This window comes from Pseudomonas sp. BN417 (assembly GCF_029871205.1).
In the GTDB taxonomy this organism is placed as follows: Bacteria; Pseudomonadota; Gammaproteobacteria; order Pseudomonadales; family Pseudomonadaceae; genus Metapseudomonas.
This window is the reverse complement of the sequence record NZ_SSOJ01000057.1, coordinates 1-20,346: the sequence shown is the minus strand read 5'-3', so window position 1 is coordinate 20,346 and position 20,346 is coordinate 1. Positions and strand designations below refer to the sequence as shown.

General features: G+C 61.5%; 18 protein-coding genes and 2 tRNA genes. 6 read left to right on the top strand and 14 right to left on the bottom strand.

All coding sequences use genetic code 11. From position 1 onward, the window contains the following. The first annotated feature begins 90 nt into the window (after positions 1-90). The 6 genes from E8F11_RS05525 to E8F11_RS05500 all read left to right on the top strand — a co-directional run bounded on the left by E8F11_RS05525 (position 91) and on the right by E8F11_RS05500 (position 7,518). Positions 91-1,272 carry an NAD/NADP octopine/nopaline dehydrogenase family protein gene (locus tag E8F11_RS05525; RefSeq protein WP_280287791.1) on the top strand — a complete coding sequence of 394 codons (1,182 nt, stop codon included), beginning with the start codon at positions 91-93 and terminating at the stop codon, positions 1,270-1,272. A 52-nt stretch (positions 1,273-1,324) separates the two neighbouring features. Beyond that, entirely contained in the window at positions 1,325-2,662 is a 1,338-nt protein-coding gene (locus tag E8F11_RS05520; RefSeq protein WP_280287790.1) for a hypothetical protein, read from the top strand. 246 nt (positions 2,663-2,908) lie between these two features. After that, positions 2,909-4,945, top strand: a complete 2,037-nt coding sequence (locus tag E8F11_RS05515) for a bi-domain-containing oxidoreductase (protein WP_280287789.1) — start codon at positions 2,909-2,911, stop codon at positions 4,943-4,945. 31 nt (positions 4,946-4,976) lie between these two features. Next, the gene (locus E8F11_RS05510; RefSeq protein ID WP_280287788.1) at positions 4,977-6,206 is read left to right on the top strand and encodes a hypothetical protein; all 1,230 of its coding nucleotides are present in this window, start codon (positions 4,977-4,979) and stop codon (positions 6,204-6,206) included. Then, the gene (locus E8F11_RS05505) at positions 6,145-6,906 is read left to right on the top strand and encodes a WecB/TagA/CpsF family glycosyltransferase (RefSeq protein ID WP_280287787.1); all 762 of its coding nucleotides are present in this window, start codon (positions 6,145-6,147) and stop codon (positions 6,904-6,906) included. The genes E8F11_RS05510 and E8F11_RS05505 overlap by 62 nt, the downstream gene beginning before the upstream one ends. A gap of 201 nt (positions 6,907-7,107) precedes the next feature. Continuing rightward, entirely contained in the window at positions 7,108-7,518 is a 411-nt protein-coding gene (locus E8F11_RS05500; RefSeq protein ID WP_280287786.1) for a VanZ family protein, read from the top strand. Between the two features lie 4 nt (positions 7,519-7,522). On the opposite strand, the gene E8F11_RS05495 is transcribed toward E8F11_RS05500, so the two are convergent. The 14 genes from E8F11_RS05495 to E8F11_RS05430 form a co-directional block, all read right to left on the bottom strand. Then, a complete protein-coding gene (locus E8F11_RS05495; protein ID WP_280287785.1) occupies positions 7,523-8,737 on the bottom strand; it encodes an O-antigen ligase family protein in 1,215 nt (404 codons plus the stop codon). A gap of 364 nt (positions 8,738-9,101) precedes the next feature. Continuing rightward, positions 9,102-9,332, bottom strand: a complete 231-nt coding sequence (locus E8F11_RS05490) for a hypothetical protein (RefSeq protein ID WP_280287784.1) — start codon at positions 9,330-9,332, stop codon at positions 9,102-9,104. A gap of 163 nt (positions 9,333-9,495) precedes the next feature. After that, positions 9,496-9,571: transfer RNA gene (locus E8F11_RS05485), tRNA-Thr, on the bottom strand. Positions 9,572-9,864: 293 nt separating this feature from the next. Further along, entirely contained in the window at positions 9,865-11,079 is a 1,215-nt protein-coding gene (locus E8F11_RS05480) for a methyltransferase (protein WP_280287783.1), read from the bottom strand. Positions 11,080-11,167: 88 nt separating this feature from the next. Continuing rightward, positions 11,168-11,857, bottom strand: a complete 690-nt coding sequence (locus E8F11_RS05475; protein WP_280287782.1) for an ABC transporter permease — start codon at positions 11,855-11,857, stop codon at positions 11,168-11,170. Continuing rightward, a complete protein-coding gene (locus E8F11_RS05470; RefSeq protein ID WP_280287781.1) occupies positions 11,854-12,549 on the bottom strand; it encodes an ABC transporter permease in 696 nt (231 codons plus the stop codon). The genes E8F11_RS05475 and E8F11_RS05470 overlap by 4 nt, the downstream gene beginning before the upstream one ends. 47 nt (positions 12,550-12,596) lie before the next feature. Continuing rightward, entirely contained in the window at positions 12,597-13,349 is a 753-nt protein-coding gene (locus E8F11_RS05465) for an ABC transporter substrate-binding protein (RefSeq protein ID WP_280287780.1), read from the bottom strand. Positions 13,350-13,367: 18 nt separating this feature from the next. Continuing rightward, a complete protein-coding gene (locus E8F11_RS05460; RefSeq protein ID WP_280287779.1) occupies positions 13,368-14,141 on the bottom strand; it encodes an ABC transporter ATP-binding protein in 774 nt (257 codons plus the stop codon). A gap of 245 nt (positions 14,142-14,386) precedes the next feature. Then, on the bottom strand, positions 14,387-16,390 hold the full coding sequence (locus tag E8F11_RS05455; protein WP_280287778.1) for an EAL domain-containing protein: 2,004 nt from the start codon (positions 16,388-16,390) through the stop codon (positions 14,387-14,389). Positions 16,391-16,396: 6 nt separating this feature from the next. Beyond that, positions 16,397-16,948 (bottom strand): heme NO-binding domain-containing protein, encoded by a 552-nt coding sequence (locus E8F11_RS05450; protein ID WP_280287777.1) that lies wholly within the window; start codon positions 16,946-16,948, stop codon positions 16,397-16,399. Positions 16,949-17,151: 203 nt separating this feature from the next. Beyond that, a tRNA-Phe gene (locus E8F11_RS05445) sits at positions 17,152-17,227 on the bottom strand. Positions 17,228-17,302: 75 nt separating this feature from the next. Further along, a complete protein-coding gene (locus tag E8F11_RS05440) occupies positions 17,303-17,575 on the bottom strand; it encodes an oxidative damage protection protein (RefSeq protein WP_280287776.1) in 273 nt (90 codons plus the stop codon). Next, positions 17,572-18,639 carry an A/G-specific adenine glycosylase gene (mutY, locus tag E8F11_RS05435; protein ID WP_280287775.1) on the bottom strand — a complete coding sequence of 356 codons (1,068 nt, stop codon included), beginning with the start codon at positions 18,637-18,639 and terminating at the stop codon, positions 17,572-17,574. Before mutY ends, E8F11_RS05440 begins: the two co-directional genes overlap by 4 nt. Further along, positions 18,636-20,346: AsmA family protein (locus E8F11_RS05430; protein ID WP_280287774.1), on the bottom strand; the 1,711-nt coding region annotated here is incomplete at its 5' end. The genes E8F11_RS05430 and mutY, both read right to left, overlap by 4 nt.

Here is a 20,346-nt window from a genome sequence, read left to right as displayed (position 1 = left end):
ATAGCTGAGTTGCGAAGGGCTAGCTCAAGCGGCAGTTCTGACATCTACAGTCTCCCCCGTCAGCAAGCTATATAATTCGAGCCATTTTCCATGGACAACCAACGTAAAGTCATAACGATCGTGGGTGGTGGTAATAGTGCGCATGTATTAATACCTTTATTGTCAAGGACAAACCACTTCATACAGTTGTTGACATCCCGCCCAAATCGCTGGAGCCGTAATCCAGAATTAATTATTCAGAGTCCAGTCAACGGAGTGAGTTCCGTGGTTGGGCGTATTCATGGTTTGTCCGGCGATCCAGCCGAGGTTATTCCAATGTCTGACATAATCATACTCAGTATGCCTGTGTCAGAATATTATTCGGCCCTGAAAGATGTCGCGAAATACATTCTGCCTGATAGAAAGTACGTTATCGGTACATTGTATGGGCAGGGCGGATTCGACTGGATGGTCAGGTCAGCCTTCAACCAGCACGACCTGAGTCTCATTACCTACTTCGCCATCGGGGCATTACCTTGGGTCTGCAGGGCCCGTGATTATGGAAGAACGGGGGCACTTTTATCCGCGAACAAACGGAACCTGGTCGCCATGTCCAGGCCATCGGAGTTTCGCGAACTCAATGAGAACCTGTTCAGACATCTCGGTGAGTTCTGGTTCGGTTTTGGCGCGTTTGCGCTCGCCGATAATTTCATTTCAGTAACGCTAACGGTGGATAACCAGATAATCCACCCAAGTCGGCTATTCGGGTTGTACCAGTCCTGTGATGGGGTATGGGATTTGGCGGAGGATGTGCCTTATTTTTATAAGGACTTTGATGATTTTTCAGCGGAGCTCGTTTCAAGAATTGATGAAGAATACAGCTCGATAAGGAGTTCCCTGAGGAAGCGGTATTCCGAAATGAAGTTTGGCTTCATGATGAGTTATTTGGAGCTTGAGGAGTTTTCGAATGACTATCGTCCGGCGGCAGTAATAGATACTTTTATCCATTCTCAGTCACTATCCTCTATCAAAACCCCGACCAGATTCCACGGCGGTAAATTCCATATCGACACCAGTCACCGATTCTTTCGAGATGATGTGATCTACGGGGTCTTGATCGCAAAGTGGATTGCAGAGCAGATGGATCTGCAAACACCAACAATTGATAAGCTGATTTCCTGGTACAAAAAAAGACTGGCTATTGCTGATGACAAGAAAGAAGTGGACGTTTACCTGACCTCAGGATGCCCCGAAAGCTATGGTCTTTATCATATGGACCAGGTCATCAGCTAGGCCCAACCTAATCCAGATAATCTTCCCCGGGTGACTCGCCATGAATATGAACATGAACCTGAACATGAACATTTACATGACCCTGAACATGAAGAAGAAGCTTGAAGAGTTTTACCAGCACTCCAAGCATCTGATTCCCCCAAGGCTTCTTTACTCCCCTAAATATTTCGAAGCCAAGCGAGCTCTTGAGTGTAGGGACAGTACCCAGCAGGATGCGGTAAGGCGTGAGCAACTCAGAAAGATTCTTCTCGTCGCAAAACAACATGTGCCGTATTACAAGAGTCTCGCGCCGGCAGTAAATACAATCACGCACGAAGATCCATTCGAGCTCCTCAGTGAGTTTCCTTATGTGGAGAAGGAACTGATCATGGACTCTCCACAGATGTTCATCAATGAGCGCGCGAAGCTTTGGTTTGCCAAGTACGCGACGACCGGAGGCTCTACAGGGAGGGGAATTGGAATGTGGAGATCCAAATCCTCCTCCGATATCGAAAGACTTTTCTTCAATACGCGCTGGGGAGAGGTTGGTTACAAGGGTGATAGATCGGCTGTGCTTCGTGTTGGCGCCGAGGGCATTAGAAGGCTACATGAGCACCCCGTTTTCAAAGTTGGCAAGACAACCATGCTTTCCCCTTACCACATAAGCAGGGAAAACATTTCTTCAATTGCCAGGTCACTCGCGGGCTCTGACTTCGAATTTATCCACGCATATGCGGCTGTCTTTCTTGAGCTGACCTACTTGCTCAAGCAAAACAATCCGACCCCGCCACGGAACGTCAAAGCAATTTTTCTTGGATCGGAGCCTGTGACAATCGAGCAGCTGAATATAATGCACGACTACTGGAAGTGCCCAATTGTCTGTCATTACGGTCTTACGGAGCGGACTATCCTTGGTTTTTACCGGTATCAACCGGGGGATCAGTCAATTTCCTACAAACTCGAAAGGCTTTACTCGATTTTCGAGAATTCGGCAGGTAGCGCCGAAGTCGTAGGTACCGGCCTATGGAACGAGGTCATGCCATTGATCCGATACAGGACGAAGGATCACGGTCTGATAGTCGACGACACGATCTCGAGCCTTCAAGGACGGGAACAGGATTTTCTTATCGATAGGCACGGCGCAAAGATATCCGGCATGTCGATAGTCATCAACGAACCAACATGGTCGAGGGTTCGACAGTACCAGATCAGGCAACGTACTCCCGGGAAAATCGAACTTTGCATCGTTCCGCGGCATGGAATTCTGGACGAAAGCTTCAAGAAATATGTGCTGGATCAGCAGATTGGTCGGTGGGGGGATTTCTTCGACATCATCCTGACCGTTTGCGACTCCATACCGCTAAGTCCCTCGGGTAAAAGCAAGATGATTGACGTCAGGATATCGGACTGATCGCCCAGGCGTCTTTTGCTCGCTCCGAGTTCGACGAGTACCTGATTGGCTGGAGAGTCAGGGGCCAGTTCAGACATTTCTTGATAAATCGCAGGCTAGTAACTTATGAAACAAGTCACCCAAACCCTGCGCACCGGAATCGTTGAAACCAACGATGTTCCGGTCCCGACACTAAACGATAAATTCATCCTGGTACAAAACAGCACTTCGGTGATCAGTGCCGGTACTGAAAAAACCAAGATCGACATGGGCAAGAAAAGCCTGCTGCAGAAGGCCAAGGCGCGGCCGGATCTGGTCAAACAGGTGATCGGCAAGATCAGGACCGAGGGGTTGAAGAAAACCCTGCAAACCGTCAATTCGCGCCTCGATTCCCCTTCTCCACTGGGTTACAGCTGCGCCGGCACTGTCGTTGCGGTGGGTGGCCTGGTCGAAGGTATCCAGCCGGGTGACCGGGTAGCCTGTGGTGGCGCCGACTATGCCAACCATGCCGAGTTCGTGGCCGTGCCGAAGAACCTGGTGGTGAAGATTCCGGCCAATGTGTCGGATGAGGAAGCCGCCTTTACCACCGTGGGGGCGATTGCCCTGCAAGGTGTGCGGCTGGCTGGGCCGCTGCTGGGGGAAACCTTCCTGGTGGTGGGGCTGGGTCTGCTCGGGCAGATTGCCGTGCAGTTGCTGAAGGCAAACGGCTGCAATGTGATCGGTACTGATCTCGATCCTTCCCTGGTTGGCCGAGCCGAAGGCTATGGCGCCGTGGGTGTGCCACCTGCTGGGGATGTGGCGCGCATCTGCAATGCCTTGACGGCTGGGCACGGCGTCGATGGCGTGCTGGTCTGTGCGGGTACGTCGAGCAATACCGTCATTCAACTGTGCGGCGCGGTGACCCGTGAGAAAGGCCGAGTGGTGGTAGTCGGCGCGGTGCGGATGGATATCCCGCGCGAGGACTACTTCAAGAAGGAAGTCAGCGTTGTCATCTCCCGCTCTTACGGCCCCGGCCGCTATGACCCCTTCTACGAGGAGAGCGGCAACGATTACCCCTATGGCTATGTGCGCTTCACCGAGCAGCGCAACATGGAAACCTTCCTGTCCCTGGTTTCCCAGGGGAAGCTGGATATCAAGGGCCTTATCACTCACCGCTTTTCGGTGGATGAGGCGGCCAGCGCCTACCGGTTGATCGAAGGCAACAAGACCGAGCCGTACCTGGGCATATTGCTGCGGTACAACTCTGCGCCGTTCAGGGCGAGCGCATCGTCCCGCATCAGCGTCAAGCCGGCTGTCGTCACCGGTAAGAAGGTCAAGCTGTCCTTCTTTGGCGCCGGCAACTACGCCACTGCCAGTCTGTTGCCGCCCATGCAGGCCAGTAATCAGGTGGCTCTCAATGGGCTGGTAACCGCCAGCGGCCGCTCTGCCCAGGGCGTGGCCAGGCAATTCGGCTTTGCCTTCTGCGCCGGCAGTTATGCCGAACTGCTGCAGGGCGACACCGACGCCATCGTGGTCACCACCCGCCACGATACCCATGGTGCGGCCGTGCGCGATGCGCTGAATGCTGGCAAGCATGTGTATGTGGAAAAGCCTCTGGCCCTGTCAGTGGCCGAGCTGGGGGACATCCACCTGGCCTACGGCCGCTGCGGCAAAGCCCAGGTGATGGTCGGCTTCAATCGCCGCTTTGCTCCGGCAACCCGCCTGGTGATCGAGCACTTCGCCTCGGTGAAAAGCCCGCTGGTGGTGAACATCCGTGTTAACGCCGGCGTCATTCCAGCCAATCACTGGATCCAGGATCCGCGGGTGGGCGGCGGTCGGATGATTGGTGAGGGTTGTCACTTCATCGACCTGGCTGCGGCACTGGTCGGCAGTCACGTAAAAACCGTGTACGCCGTGGGCAGCAGCAAAGCGGAAAAGTCGGCATTGCTGAACGACAACCTGTGCCTGTCGCTTACTTTCGAGAATGGCAGCGTGGCCAACATCACCTACACCGCCGAAGGCTCCAAGGCGATGGCCAAGGAGTACATCGAGGTTTTTGGTGGTGGGCGCTCGGCGCAGATCCATGACTTCAAGGAAGTGGCGCTGTTCAACGGCGACAGCGACGCCAGGCGCAACAAGCTGGGCGTTCAGGACAAGGGCCAGACAAACATGATCAGCGCCTGGCTCAAGGGCCTGCAAGCGGGCCAGCCCTGTGTGGATTATGACTGCCTGATGGCGACCAGCCTGGCTACCGTGATGGCGGTCGAGTCGCTTGCCCTGGGTATGCCCCTGACAGTTGATACCGCTGTACTGGCGGCCGATTAACCTAAGGACGTGGCCAGGGAGCACCGCTCGCATGGGCAACCTGATCAATCTCAACTCGCAACTTCTCGACTCTATTCGTGCCGAGCAGTTTGCCGGTTACGACCCCTTCGACTCGCTGAACAGTAAGCTGCTTCAGGCCACACCGCTGTACCGCAGCGAGTGGGTGCGTCTGGCCTGGCTGCAGTTGGGCAAACGCTCACCGATCAATTTCCGCCCTCTGTTGCGCGTGCCGAAGAGACGCAATCCAAAAGGGATTGGTCTGTTCATCTCCGGTCTATTGCAGGATTACCGGCGTACCGGCGAAGCCGGCTACCTGCAGGAGGCCCGCGAACTGGCCGACTGGCTGCTGACCCAGCGCAGCGATCCGCGCGAGTGGACCCACAGCTGCTGGGGTTACCACTTCGACTGGCAGGCGCGAGCGTTCTACGTACCGGCGGGCAAGCCGAACATCATTACCACCTGTTATGTGGCGCGTGCCCTTCACGAATTGGGGCAGCTCAGCGCCGACCAGGCCTTGATCGACATCGCCCTGGATTGCGCACGTTTTATCTCCATCCACCTGTTTACCGACGCTGATGGGCGCAGCTTCTATGCGTACATCCCCGGTGAGCGGGCCTTCGTGCACAACGCCAGCCTGTGGGGCGCGGCCTGGTGCGCGTTTGCCGGCAAGCAGATGGGCGATGACGCGCTCGTATCGCAGGCGCTGCGGGTCGCTCGCCAGTCAGTGCGGGAACAGGCGGCCGATGGCTCCTGGGTCTACGGCGCGCGCCACCATCACCAGTTCATCGACGGCTTTCACACCGGTTTCAACCTGGAGGCGCTGTGCATGCTGCGCGATGCCACAGGCATCGACGAGTTCGATGCCTGTATTCGCCAAGGCTACGCCTACTACGTGAATACCTTGTTTGAAGAAGACGGTACGGCCCGGTACTACGACAACTCGGTGTATCCGATCGACATGCACAGCTTTGCCCAGGCGGCATTCACTTTGCTCAAGGTGGGCGGTGGCGCTGCCGATCTGCAGCTCTGCGACAAGGTGGTACAGCGTGCCATCGAGTTGCTGTATCAGCCAGCCAACGGCCAGTTCATCTACCAGAAGACCCGCTGGCTGACCAATCGCATCAATTACACCCGCTGGACCCAGGCCTGGGCCTATTACTCGCTTGCTTTCTACAACCGTTACCGCGCGGAGTTGAATCATGCAGAGAATCGAAGTGTTGGGCTGTCCGATGGACGTCGCCAGTATGGGCGAAACCGTTGACGTTATTCGTAGTGCAGTAGCCACCGGCCACTTTACCCAGCATGTGGTGGTGAATGTCGCCAAGCTGGTGCATATGCGCAGTGATGCTCAGCTGAACGAGTCCGTGCATTCCTGCGACATTATCAATATCGACGGCATGGGCGTGGTGCTCGGCGCGCGCTTTCTCGGCTATCCCGTGCCGGAGCGGGTGGCCGGTGTCGATCTGTTCTACGAGTTGCTGGCGATGAGTGCAGCCAACGGCTTTTCAGTCTATTTGCTGGGCGCGAAAGAAGATGTCGTTGCCGCTACGGCCGCGAAGGTTCAGGCGCTGTACCCCGGCCTCAGGATCGCGGGTTACCACTCCGGCTACTTCTGGGATGACGAAGCCGCCATGGTCGAGAAAATCCGCGCTTCCGGCGCCCAATTGTTGTTCGTCGCCATCACTTCGCCCAAGAAAGAGAACTTCATCAACCACTGGCGTGATCAGTTGGGCGTAGCCTTCGTGATGGGTGTGGGCGGCACTTTTGACGTGGTCGCCGGGAGAGTCAGACGCGCCCCGAAGTGGGTACAGAACCATGGGCTGGAATGGCTCTACCGGGTGATCCAGGAGCCGGGGCGGATGTGGAAGCGCTATCTGACCACCAACAGCCAGTTCGCCTGGCTGTTGCTCAAGGAAAAGATCGCTCAGCTTTTGGGGAAGCACAGGCGCATTGATTTGTGACTGAAAAAATCCTGGGAAGCGGCGGCGCCGGTTTTGAGGTTGTGGTGCTGGACAGCCACTGCAGCAGGTCGCCGGAGTCGCGTCGCTTGCCATGCTGTCGGCTCTCCCGTCGCCTTGATCATGGTTACGGGCATTGTTTGTGCCCGCGCCGTCTGGTTCATTTCAGGCGACAGCTGTCTGAAAACATCGAGAGCTTCTAGCATGCGTTACCTGCGTGTTCTGCCCTTTCTTGCCGTGCTGGCGATCATTCTGTTCGCCGGCTTGAAGCCAGAGCCCTTGCCCGAGGCCGTTGACCAGCAGGACAAGTTGCACCACCTGCTCGGTTTTGCGGCCTTGATGGTGACCTCGCGGCTGGCGTTTCCCCGCTCGCCTTTCATCTGGCTCCTGGCCTTCAGCCTGGGGACTGGGCTGTTGATCGAGCTCGGTCAGGGCTTGCAGCCCAGTCGCACGCCATCGGTTAGTGACATGCTTGCCAACACCCTGGGCGTATTGCTGGGATGGATCTGCGCGCTGCGGTTGCAAAGTGGGGTGCGTGGTCGCTTCGCCGGTGCGGCCAGGCCGGAAGGGCAGGCGAATAAGCGCCCGGTTGGGCCGGAAGGCTCGCAGCGTTGATGGGCTAAGCCAGAGGGGCGGGGCAGGCTTGTTGCGATTGTTCGGCGTGCTTGCGCGGGGCGACTTGGTTTCCGGCGAGCACGGCAATCGCACAGACAACGACCAGGGTTGCGGCATTGGCTGGGATCTGCAGGTTGAAGTCAGTGGTGGAGTGGATCAGCAGGGCGATGATGCCCATTGCCGCACCGAAACCTACCCCCCTGCGGTAAACCGATTCGCGCCGCCAAAGCGCCTTGAACGCATGCCACAGGGCCAGCAGGACGAAGGCGGCCAGCGGGAGGCTGCCCAGCAGGCCGAGCTCGACGGCGAACTGGATATAGTCGTTGTGCGCATGGTCGAAGTGAATGCGGATGTCTTCGCCCGGGTACTTGGGGAACACCGCTTCGAAGCTGCCGGCGCCTTGGCCAAGTAGCGGTCGCTCCTGTAGAAGCTGCAGGGCGTAGCTGAACACATCATCGCGAACTTCGTTGGCCTGCTGGACCACTTCACCATTCACCACCACATCGTCCAGGCGGGTATCGAGCACTCGGTCCTTGAGCCGCTCCAGGCCGAAATACTGGCTGACCACCAGGACGTCTATGAGGATGATGCTGGCCAGGACCAGGCCGTTGCGCAGGCGGTGCTCCTTTTCCAGCAGTATGAACAGGCCGCCCACCAGCAACAGGCTGGCGAAGAAGGCGGTATTGCCCATGCGCGAGTGGGTCATGACCAGCGCGATGACCATGACAACCAGTGCCAGGCGCAGGCGTGCCTTGGGGCCCAGAAGCAGCTCCATCAGATTGACCCAGCTGAAGGGGCGACCATCGCGCAGGGCCAGTAGCAGACCGATGCCGCAGGCCAGGGTCATTTCCAGGTAACCGGCCAGATGGTTACGGTTTACAAAGGTGCCGGTGGCGTCGCCGAGATGGCTGCTTTTGGGAACGGCCAACAGCCACTCCACGTTGGAAAGGGTCATGAAGGCGCCGAAGAAGGCCTGCAAGGTGCCACTCACCACCAGCGTGCCGAGCACCAGACTCAGTCGCTTTCGGGTGTGGAACAGGCTGACCACCAGGAAGAACAGCAGGCAGTAGGCCAGGCCGAGCATCAGGTACTGGAAGGTCGATCCCTCATCCACAGTCAGCCCGGCCAGCCATTGCACCGCCACCCAGGCCTGCGTGAACAGAAGCAGCGCGAGTGGGAGCAGGGCGGTCTTGATGGCATTGTTCCGAGCGCCCCGCACGACACCTCTGCGTAACTGTCCGATCGCCCAGATGCAGCCCAGGCCACCCATCAAAAGGATGAGAAGCCCAACCGCCCAATCACGATTGCTGCCCAAGGGAAGTGGCAACCACACCAATACGACAAGGATCGCAGCGATCAGAAAGCCCTCAAGGCGGCTGGTGGGCTGAGACATAGGCAGACTGCTCCGTTGGCTGGCAGGCAGGCGCGGCACCTAGCGAATGGCGTAAGTGTAGGAGCGGATGTTGCGACGAATCGTGCGCACCGCCGCGGGATGGAAGCCTGCGCTAACGTCTCAATCGTCGCGTGTGGCACACCCTATCGTGACCGGCAGGGTGGATTTCCTGGTTCAAATGGAAGGCGGTTCAGAGGTTGATCCCATTATCCCAGGGATTGGTACTGGCACGGCGATCGCCTTTTCGCCGGTCCTCCTCGAAACGGATCATCTGACGCCGGTCGGCGGACTGGCGCCGGTCGACCCGCCCACGGGTATCGATCTGGAACTTGGCTGGAGCCGCCTTGGGGCGGGGGCTTTCGTCCGGTTTGGTGGGCTGCAGGCCCAGCTCCTGGAGCTCGGGAGAATCTTCAGAATTCATCTTGTGTCGCTCCAGTCGCCGGGCACTGCGCCTCGATTTGAAGGTTAGATCGGTACGGTAGTGCAGTGTGCGGCAATGGAATGAACGGGCGATTGTGCTTACCGAAAGACAGGGGAGCCCAAAAACAAAAGGCCTCGCATCGCTGCGAGGCCTTTTCTTTATATGGTGCCGGCACCAGGAATCGAACCCGGGACCTACTGATTACAAGTCAGTTGCTCTACCAGCTGAGCTATACCGGCGAAGAAGGGTCGCCATTATAGCGATTGGGCGTGGCGAGTAAACCATTACGCAACAGGAACGCATTGGTTTTCGAATCAGAGGCAGGGTGCTTATGCACAATGGCGATTCACCTGATACGGCCGTTCCGAGATTTTGTGCGGCAATTCTCGGATTTTTTCAACCTGCTGTTTTCATTGGCTTTTTGTAGGTTGTCCAAAAAACGTCCAGCTGTCGCTGGCCGCACAGGGGAAGGGCTGGCGGCAGGTTGCCCAGATTTCATCAACAAAGTTATCCACAGATTCTGTGGGTAAGCTCAGCGTTCGGCCAGCAGCAGGATATTGCGCGGGGTCAGCTGGGTTGGGCAGAAGCTGCCGAGGCTGACCTGGTAACCCTGTTCTTCGAGAAACAGGGCGCGGTCCAGCAGCAGCCAGATTTCCAGTGGGCGGCGGAACAGGCTGCGGGGCAGCTCCAGGTTGCGCACCGCGGCCAGGCGCTGCCAGCCCAGCGCTTCCAGGGCGTCCCAGTCGCGCTCTGTTGGGCGGGGCAGCTCCTTCAGTTCGCAGAGGTCGCGGCAGTACTGCGCGAAGGGTTTGTCCAGCCAACTGGTGGGCAGGGACGGGACCGGCAGGTACTGGTCGCAGCCGCGCAGTTCCCGTTGCAGCAGATCGAAAGCCAACCGTCGAGCCATGGACTGGTCGCGCTGGCGGCGGACGCGGGCGCCGGCGGTGACGGTTTCGCTGAGCGACAGGCGCAGGTCGGCCTGGCTCAGGTGCAGCGAAGAAGCTCGGGCCGTCGCGGACAGTGGCCGGTAGTCCGGGGTGCGGATGCGGTTGTAGCAGCAGGGAGCCACGGCCAGTTGGCGGCAACCGGCGGCGCTGGCCAATTGCAGCAGGCGCACATGGAGATCGCCGCAGGCATGCAGGGCGACCGGCGTATGGGCGGCCGAGAGGTGGTGGGCGGCGCTGTCGGCCAGCGCGTCCTGCTCCCGGTGCTCGGCGGCAAGGCCGAGGCGACGGCTGAGTTGTTGCCCGTCGCTGACCAATTCGGGGTCCAGTTCGATGCAGGTCAGTGCAGTACCGTCATGGGCCAGGCGGCGGCCCAGATGCCCCTTGCCGGCGCACCAGTCCAGCCAGTGGCCGGGTGCCTGGCGGAATCCGAGGCGGCTGGCGAAGGCCTCGATCTGCTGCCATTTGCGCCCGGGCACGTCGACTGTGAAGGCGGTCGGGACGGTTCCGAGGTGGGCGGCCGGCAGTTCGCCCACCCAGCTGAGGGTCGCGGATTGGGCGGCGAGCTGTGGGTACGGCGCCGGAGCCTGGAGCTGCTCGGGGTGGTTGTGAATGGCGTCCGCCTCGGCCAGGGTGCGCTGACGCAGCCAGCCGGCCAGCTCGGGATACCGTTTTTCCCAAGGCAAATGCAGTTCGGTGAAGGGTACCGGACGCCAGAGATCCTGGTGCGCACGCAGGAAGTTGTCCAGGGCGGTGAAGCGTTCCCGCAGGAGCGGGCCTTGGAGGTGCGCGGGAGTGGTCATGCTGGCGTAGCGGAAAGGAATCGGGGGCGGCGATTATAACGCCGCCGCCACCGCTCCTCATCCCGTGGACGAGGAGCGGTAACCGGCCTCAGCGGCCTTGCAGGGCATCCACTCGCAGCTTGCGTTCGAGCACGCGGAAGGCTCGCACGAGCACGTAGGCGATCAACAGGTAGAAGAGGCCGGCGGCGAAGAAGATCTCCACCGGCAGGTAGGTGCGGGCGATGATGGTGCGCGCCATGCCGGTGAGTTCCAGCAGGGTGACGGTACTGGCCAGGGCGCTGGCCTTGACCATCAGGATCACTTCGTTGCTGTAGGCCGGCAGGCCGATGCGCGCCGCGCGCGGCAGGATGATGAAGAACAGCGCCTGGAACCGCGACATGCCCAGCGCCCGCGCCGCTTCGATCTCGCCCGGCGGCACCGCCTGGATGGCGCCGCGCAGGATCTCGGCGATATAGGCCGCAGTGTGCAGGGTCATGGTGATCACGGCGCACCAGAAGGGGTCGCGCAGATAGGGCCAGAAAGGCCCCTTGCGCACCGCTTCGAACTGCGCCAGCCCGTAGTAGACCAGGAACAGCTGCACCAGCAGTGGCGTGCCACGGAAGAAGAAGATGTAGCCGTAGGGCAGGGCGCGCACGTACCAGTGGCGGGAGGCGCGGGCGATGCCCAGGGGGAGCGCGACGATCAGGCCGGCGAGCACCGCGATGGCTACCAGTTCCAGGGTAAGGATCGCGCCCTGGGCCAGCTGCGGCAGGTATTTGAGTATGACGTCCCAGTTCATGCTGCGCTCCGCTTGAAGCCACGGCCGGCGCGCTTCTCCAGCCAATGCATGCCGATCATCGCGAGGATGGTCAGGCCCAGGTAGATGAAGGCGGCGACCATGAAGAAGGTGAAGGGCTGCTTACTGGCAGTCACGGCGATCTGCGAGCGGCGCATGATTTCCTCGAGGCCGATCACGGATACCAGGGCGGTGTCCTTCATCAGGATCATGAACAGGTTGCCCAGGCCCGGCAGGGCGATGCGCCACATCTGCGGCAGGATCAGCCGCCAGAGGATGCGTCCCTTGGACAGGCCCAGGGCCATGCCGGCTTCGGTGTGCCCCTTGGGAATGGCCAGGATGGCACCGCGGAACACCTCGGTGGCGTAGGAGCCGAAGCACAGACCGAGGGCGATGGTGCCGGCGGCGAAGGCATTCAGTTCCAGATCGGGGTAGCCGAGCCATTCGCCCAATGCACGCATCAGGTTGACCGTGCCGAAGTAGATCAGCAGGACCCAGAGCAACTCGGGGATCCCGCGCACAAGTGTGGAGTAAGTGCCACCCAGCCACTGTAGCGGCTTGATGGATGATGTCCTGGCCAATGCGCCGAGCAGGCCGAGCACCAGGCCCACCGAGAGCGCGGAAAGCGCCAGCTTGATGGTCATGAGGGTGCCCGCGGCCAGGGCCGGGCCGAATCCGTATAGGTCTAGGGTCATGGGGGTTCAAGTGCCGGTGCCGCGGTCAGGCGGCACCGGCAGGCAGGTCAATAGATGCTGAAGGGGAAGTATTTGTCGTTGATCTTCTTGTAGGTGCCGTCGGCAACGATCTCCTTCAGCGCTGCGTTCAGCTTCTCGCGCAGCGGGTCGCCCTTGCGCACGGCAATGGCGATCTTGTCGTTGTCGAACACCGGGTCGCCCTTGAACTCGAAGTCCTTGCCGGCGTCGCTCTTCAGCCATTCCCAGTTGACGAACTTGTCGGCCAGCACGCCGTCGACACGGCCGGAGGACAGGTCGAGGTAGGCGTTTTCCTGGGTGTCGTACAGCTTGATGTCGACCACGTCGGCCATGTTGTCTTCCAGCCAGGTGCCGGCGATGGTGGCGCGCTGGGCACCGATGACCTTGCCTTTCAGGCTGGCCTTGTCGGTCTTGAAGTCAGAGCCTTTCGGGGCAATGAACTGCAGCTTGTTGGTGTAGTAGGGATCGGTGAAGTCGACGGCCTGCTTGCGCTCTTCGGTAACCGACATGGAGGCGGCGAGGAAGTCGAACTTCTTGGCGTTGAGGGCGGGAATGATGCCGTCCCAGTCGGAAGTGACCACTTCGCACTCGGCCTTCATCTTGGCGCAGAGGGCCTGGGCGATCTCGACGTCGAAGCCGCCGGCCTGGCCGCTGGCATCGATCAGGTTGAAGGGCGGGTAGGCGCCTTCGGTGCCGATCTTCAGCTTGTCGGCGGCGACGGCGCTGGTGCCGAAAGCGAGAGTGGCGGCCGCAGCCAGCAGAATCTTCTTGTAGTTCTTCATGCGATCTTGCTCCGTGTTTTAGCGATTGCTGGACATGAATTGTTTACAGCGCGCCGATAGCGGGTTGTCAAATACCTGCTGTGGCGGTCCCTGCTCTTCTACCAACCCCTGGTGAAGGAAAACCACTTCGCTGGAAACGTTGCGCGCGAAGTTCATTTCATGGGTGACCAGCAGCATGGTGCGGCCTTCCTCGGCCAGCGCGCGGATCACGTTAAGCACTTCTTGTACCATCTCGGGGTCGAGGGCCGAGGTGGGCTCGTCGAACAGGATTACCTTCGGCTGCATGGCCAGGGTACGGGCGATGGCCGCACGCTGCTGCTGGCCGCCGGAAAGCTGGGTCGGGTAGACGTGGCGCTTGTCGGCGATGCCGACCTTGGCCAGCAGGGCCTCGGCAATCTCGGTTGCCTCGGCCTTGCTCTGGCCGAGCACGCGGCGCGGCGCTTCGGTGATGTTGTCGAGCACCGTCATGTGCGGCCAGAGATTGAAGTTCTGGAAGACGAAGCCGATCTCGCTGCGCATGCGGTTGATCTGCTTGTTGTCGGCGGCGACCAGCTCACCGCTGCGGCTCTGCTTGAGCTTGAGTTCTTCGCCGGCTACCAGGATCTGGCCCTCGTGCGGGTTCTCCAGCAGGTTGATGCAGCGCAGGAAGGTCGACTTGCCGGAACCGGACGAGCCGAGGATGGAGATCACATCACCGTCGTTGGCGGTGAGCGATATGCCCTTGAGCACTTCGAGATCGCCGTAGCGTTTGTGCAGGTTGCGGATTTCAAGCGCTGGCGTGGCTTGGGCCATGGGGGGTCCTCTTATTGTTCGGGGGCACTCGGGCGGTGGGGCGGCCTTCCTGGCGACGGCCAACCTAGCATAGCGCTTTGCCAGGCGAAAGCCGGCGGGGAGCCCTGCAATGGCTCTGCAAGCGAGGTTGTCGCATCGCTGCAGTTGCTTGTCGCGGTAGCTAAAAAGCCCCGGCATCGGGCTGAAATGCCCGACTGGCGCGTTTTAGCCCCATCCATATACGTTTTTCTTTCAGAATCAATCGCTTACTTGAGTGGCGCGGCGCGGGTGCCGGGTTCGGTCGATTCATGCCCGGCCGGCAGCGATTTATCGTTCAGCAACCCGGCGAAGGCGGTGGCGGACAATGGTCGGGCGAAGAGGTAGCCCTGGCCGAAGTCGCAGTCCAGGGACTGGAGAATCGCCAGGTGGCGTTCGGTTTCGACGCCCTCGGCGACGGCCTCGATGCCCAGGTTGCGGGCCAGGCTGAGGATGGTCTGCACTATCTGCCGGCCTTCCGGGCACTGGTCGAGCTGGGTCACGAAGGTGCGGTCGATCTTCAGCACATCCAGGTGGAAGCGGTGCAGGTAGCTCAGGGAGGAATAGCCGGTACCGAAGTCGTCGATGCTGATGCGTACGCCCAGGTCGTGGAGCTGCTCAAGCACCGCGGTGGTCCGCTCGGAGTCGGCCATGGACACGCTTTCGGTGATCTCCAGGCGAACGCACTCCGGGCGGATGCCGGTTTCGGCAATGATGCTGCCGACTTGTTGTACCAGGTCATGCTGGGCGAATTGGCGGGCCGACAGGTTGATGCTCACGGTAAGGGGCGCGGGGCGGGGATGTTCCCGGTGCCAGCGTGCCATGTTGCTGCAGGCTTCGCGCAGTACCCAGAGGCCGAGCGGCAGGATCAGGCCTGTGTCCTCGGCCGCCTGGATGAAGTCGCCGGGGTAGACCAGTTCGCCGGTCGGCTTCTGCCAGCGCACCAGCGCTTCCACGCCCACTATCCCCTCGCCGCTCAGCCGGACTATGGGCTGGTAGTGCAGGATGAACTCGCCATCGCGCAGGGCCTGGCGCAATTGGGTCTCCAGCGTCAGCCGGCCGACGGCGAGGTCGTGCATGCTGTGGTCGAAGAGCTCGAAGCGGTGCTTGCCCAGGGTCTTGGCCCGGTACATGGCCAGGTCCGCATGACGGAGGATTTCTTCCGCCGACTCGTAGCCCAGGTCGCTGGGGGCGATGCCGATGCTGGCGCTGATGTAGAGCTGCTCGCCATGGATGAGGAAGGGCGGTTCCAGGGCGCTCATCAGGCGCTCGGCGACCAGCACCGGGGCGTCGGGCGTGTCGATGCAGTCCAGCAGGATGGTGAACTCGTCGCCGCCCATCCGCGCCAGGGTATCGCTCTGCCGCAGGCAGCCGCCGAGGCGTGCGGCGACCTGGATGATGAGCAGGTCGCCGGCCAGGTGGCCCAGGCTGTCGTTGACCAGCTTGAAGCGGTCGAGATCGATGAACAGCACCGCGAAGGCCGCCTCCCGATGGCGGCTGCAACGGGCCACGGCGCGTGACAGGCGATCGGCGAAAAGCGCGCGGTTGGGCAGGCCGGTGAGCGGGTCGTGGAAGGCGTCGATCAGTTGCTCTTCGGCGCGCTTGCGTTCCACCACCCGACCCATCTGCACGCCGATCTGCGCCATCAGGTGCAGCAACGTATCGTCCGGCGCCAGTACGCTGTTGGCGAAGAACTCCAGAACACCGACCACTTCGCTGCCCACCAGTACGGGGAAAGCGGCTGCAGCCTTGAGGCCGGCCTGTTCCGCGGCGGCGATGCGGCAGAACTCCGGAGTCTGGGCGATATCGGTGATCCAGGCTGGAGCGGCGCTGGCGAGCACGCGGCCGGGCAGCCCTATGCCGGGGCGGAACTCCATGACTTCGGTCACCTGGCGGAAGTCCGTGAAGGGCGCCTCGTCGGCACTGTGCCAGATGGCAGTCGAGCGCAGGCGCGGTTCGCCTTCGACATTGACCGTCAGGTAGGCGTGGCCGATCCGCCAGCCGGTGAACTGACAGATGCTGCGCACGGTGAAGCTGAGCCCGTCGGCGACCGAGGCGGCGCCATTGGCGGCGTCGGCGATGGACTCCAGCAACTGCAGCTGCTGCTGCTTTTCATAGAGCTCGCGCAAGCCGCGCTCGGCGATCAGCTCTGCCTCCAGGCGTGCCTGGCGCTCACGCTGCAGGCGGCGCCGCAGCTTGTCCGCTTCAGTGTCTTGCGCGGGTGAGTGGTCCATGGCCGCTCAATCCGGACGCTTGCCGTGGAAGGTGATGCGGCAGCGGCACTCGGGATCCCCTCGATGCATGCAGTCGAGGTGGTCGACGTCCAGGGATTCGCCGAAGTGCGCCGCGGCGCCTTCGATGAAGCCGTGGGCCAGCGCACAGAGGCGACGCGGGGAGCGGTAGGTCATCAGCAGCGTGCCGTCGGCGTCGTCGTGGAAGCCGAAGGAGGGCACGTCGGCTCCCGGATAGATCTTGCGGACTTCGGGATGAATGATGGCGTTGACGCTGAGGATGAAGGGGCGGGTCGAAGCGTGGGGAGTGAAGTAGGCCGGGTAGCGGCTGGCCAACGCCGGCATGGCTTCCCGGCCGAACCAGCGCAGCACGTCGAAGGGCGGCATGCCCAGCGCCACCGAAGCGGCCCCTACCAGCCGGTAGATATGTTCGTCCGGGTAACTGCCGAGGGAGGTGTACGCACCGTCGAGGTCCGCTCCTTCCAGCAGGGCGTCCCAGGCATCCGCGCCTCGGTGCCGGGTGACCACTTCTTCCAGCAGGTTGAAGACTATTCCCTTCATGCAATCCCCCATTTCCCTCAGGACTGGCCCTCTCCGGGCCAAGGCCGGCCTGGCGCTCACAGCAGGGTGCAGCGTACGCAGTGAGGTTAGCAGCGCTGTCCGGGTGCCTCCACTTCGTGATGGGGAGGGCAGGGGGAGTAAAGTGCGGGGGCCGGAAAGCAAAAAGCCCCAGCACATGGCTGAGACTTTTTGTTCGGTATTAGTGGTGCCCAGGGACGGAATCGAACCGCCGACACGGGGATTTTCAATCCCCTGCTCTACCGACTGAGCTACCTGGGCAACGGGGCGCTATTAAACGGATTTGCCGGCCCCTCGTCAACACCCTTCTGAAAAAAATTTAGTTATTACGGGTGCTTACGCGCTCGGGGGCACATAACCCTCGGCCTGGGCGTAGTCTTCGCCCGAGAAGAACTTGTCCATTTCGGCCTGGAGGAACTTGCGGTCCTCGGCGCTCATCATGTTCAGACGACGCTCGTTGATCAGCATGGTCTGGTGGGCTTGCCACTCGTCCCAGGCCTTCTTCGACACGTTGTTGAAGATGTCCTCGCCCTTGGCGCCCGGGTACGGCGGACGCTCCAGGCCCGGCAGTTCCTCTTTGAATTTGCGGCACATCACGGTGCGGGTCATCTCATCTCTCCTGCATTCAATACATCGGCCGCTCGCTTGAGCAGCTTCTTCACCGGGGCGGCTAGCCCTAAGCGCGGCGGGGTGGCGAGGTTATACCAGAGCCAGTCGCCCTCGGCCACGGCGGGGGCGCTGCCTTCCACCTGCACCAGCCAGGGTTCGATGGCCAGCTGGAAATGGCTGAACGTGTGGGTCAGTCCAGGCAGTTCACGGCGCTCGCCAAGGTGCAGCGCGTGCTGGCTGGCCAACGGGGAGAGGGCGTCGAGGTCGTCCAGCTCCGGCAGGCTCCAGAGCCCGCCCCAGAGTCCGGTCGACGGCCGGCGATAGAGCAGGATGGCTCCATCGCGGCTGGCCAGCAGCGGCATCAGGGTGCGCTTCTGCGGCAGGGCCTTGCGCGGTTTCGCGACGGGGTAGGCGCTCTCCCGGCCCAACTGGTGTGCGCGGCAGCCGCTTTGCAGCGGGCAGAGCAGGCAGCTGGGCTTGCTGCGGGTGCAGAGGGTGGCGCCGAGGTCCATCATCGCCTGGGTGTAGTTGTTCACCCGCTCGCGCGGGGTAAAGCGTTCGGCCACTTCCCAGAGCTGCTTCGCCACCTTGGGCTCGCCCGGATAGCCGTCCTGGGCGACGTAGCGGGCCAGGACGCGCTTGACGTTGCCGTCGAGGATCGGCGCACGCAGGCCCATGGACAGGCTGGCGATGGCGCCGGCGGTGGAGCGGCCGATACCCGGCAGCTCGGCCAGCTGTTCGACGTCGCGAGGGAATTCGCCGCCGTGCTCGGCAACGATCTTCTTCGCGGTCTTCTGCAGGTTGCGTGCGCGGGTGTAGTAGCCGAGGCCGGTCCAGAGGTGCAGCACTTCATCTTCCGGGGCCGCCGCCAAGGCCTGAACCGTGGGCAGCGCCTCCATGAAGCGGTCGAAGTAGCCGAGCACGGTGCTGACCTGGGTCTGCTGCAGCATGATTTCGGAAACCCAGACGCGGTAGGGGGTGATGCCCTGTTGCCAGGGCAGATCCTTGCGTCCGTGGCGGTCGTACCAATCGAGCACGGCGCCGGAGAACTGTTCGGGAGTCATCGCTTGAACAGCCCCTTGAGCGCGTCCTTCAGTTCCGGGCTGACCTTGTCGCCGAGCTTTTCCTCGAGCTTCTCGGAGAGCTTCTCGCCGGCCAGCTTGCCGGCGATCTTGCCCATGCCGTCCTTGTCCAGGCGGCAGGCCTTGGCCCCCAGTTCCAGCGGGCCGCGGCAGCGCAGCGGCCATTCGATGCCGACGTAGCGTTCGTTGACCTGGCAGGCCGGGTCCGGCATCTCGCTCTTGTCGCCTTCGATGATCACGCCCACGCGGTAGTCCAGGCCCAGTACGCGCAGGTCCACGGCGCCGTCGCCCTTGACCTTGAGGCCGGGGATGCTGGCGCGCAGGTCGGGGTTGCTGGCCACGCCATTGACGAAGTTGAGTGAGCCCTTGAGTTCCTCGAAGGGGGTTTCCTTGCCGTCGCGGGTGCTGCTCAGCTCCTTGCGGTTGAGGGTGGCGATGCCCTGGCAGAGCTGCTGTTCGAGGTTGGCGTCAAGCAGCGCGCCGTCGTTCAGGACGAAGCTCGAGGTGCCATTGAGGCCGTCGATCCAGGCCTTCTGGCTGTTGCCGCTGGTGGTGATGTCGGCGTTCATGTCCAGCAGGCCGCGGACCGGGGGCTTCTGTTCCAGAGCCTTGAGCAACTGCTCCACCGGCACCTTGCTGACGCGCTTCTGCGCCTTCAGCAGCGGTACCGCCGGGCGGGCGTCGATCTGGGCGCTGGCCTGGTAGCTGCCGCCGAACAGGCCGCCGCGCAGGTCCTCCAGGGTCAGCAGGCCGCCCTTGCCGTTGGCCTTGAGGCTGAAGTCGGTCATCGGCAGTTTGTCGACGGTGAACTGGCCAATGTTCAGGGCGGCTTCCAGGTCCACCTTGCGCAGCTGGTCCACCGGCAGCACGGGGGCTTCGCTCCAGGCCGCCTGGGTGGGCGCGTTGGGCAGCGGGGTGTTGCCCTGGCTGGCGGCGGCCACAGTGGTCTTCACTTCGGCCTGGCGGGCGCTCTTGGCTTCCTGCTTGGCCTTGGTCTTGGGCGGCAGGTAGCGGTCCAGGTCGAGCTTGTCGCCCTTGAGCTGCAGGCGCACGGCCTTCTGCGCGAAGTCGGCCACCGCCACGCGGCCGCTGAAGCTGCTGTCGTCGAGTTTGAGGCTGAGGCCCTCGAAAGCCAGGCTGTTGGTGCTGCCGTTGAGCTTGGTCACCAGCTCGAACTTCTGCAGGGTGTTGGCGTCGCTCATGGGCGGCAGCTCGACGCCGACGCCGGTGAGGAACTCGCGCAGGTTGAACGGCGCGATGGACAGGCCACCTTCCAGGCGCGGGCCCTTGTCCAGGTCATGCACCTTGATATCGCCAAGGGCGCGCAGCTGGTTGCCGGAGAACTTCAGGCTGTTCCATTCGGCGATGTTGGCGGCGAGGTCCGCCAGCACCTGGCCCTGGGCATTGAAGGCCAGGGTCTTGCCCTTCAGCGGTTCGCCCGAGGCTTCGCCGCTGAGCTTGAGGTCTTCCAGCTGGTAGCGCTTGAGGGCACGCTCGAAGCGCAGGTTGGTGGTGAGCTCGGTCTTGGCCCGCAGGACCGGCTGGTTGGTGCCGAAGAAGGCGCTGAGCTTGACCGGGATGCTGGCGCCTTCGCGGATCGCGCCAGTGGTCAGTTCGATGCCTTCGGCGCTGAACTGCTTGCCGCTCTTGGCATCGCTGTAGTCGACGCGGGCGTTGTGCACGGTGAGG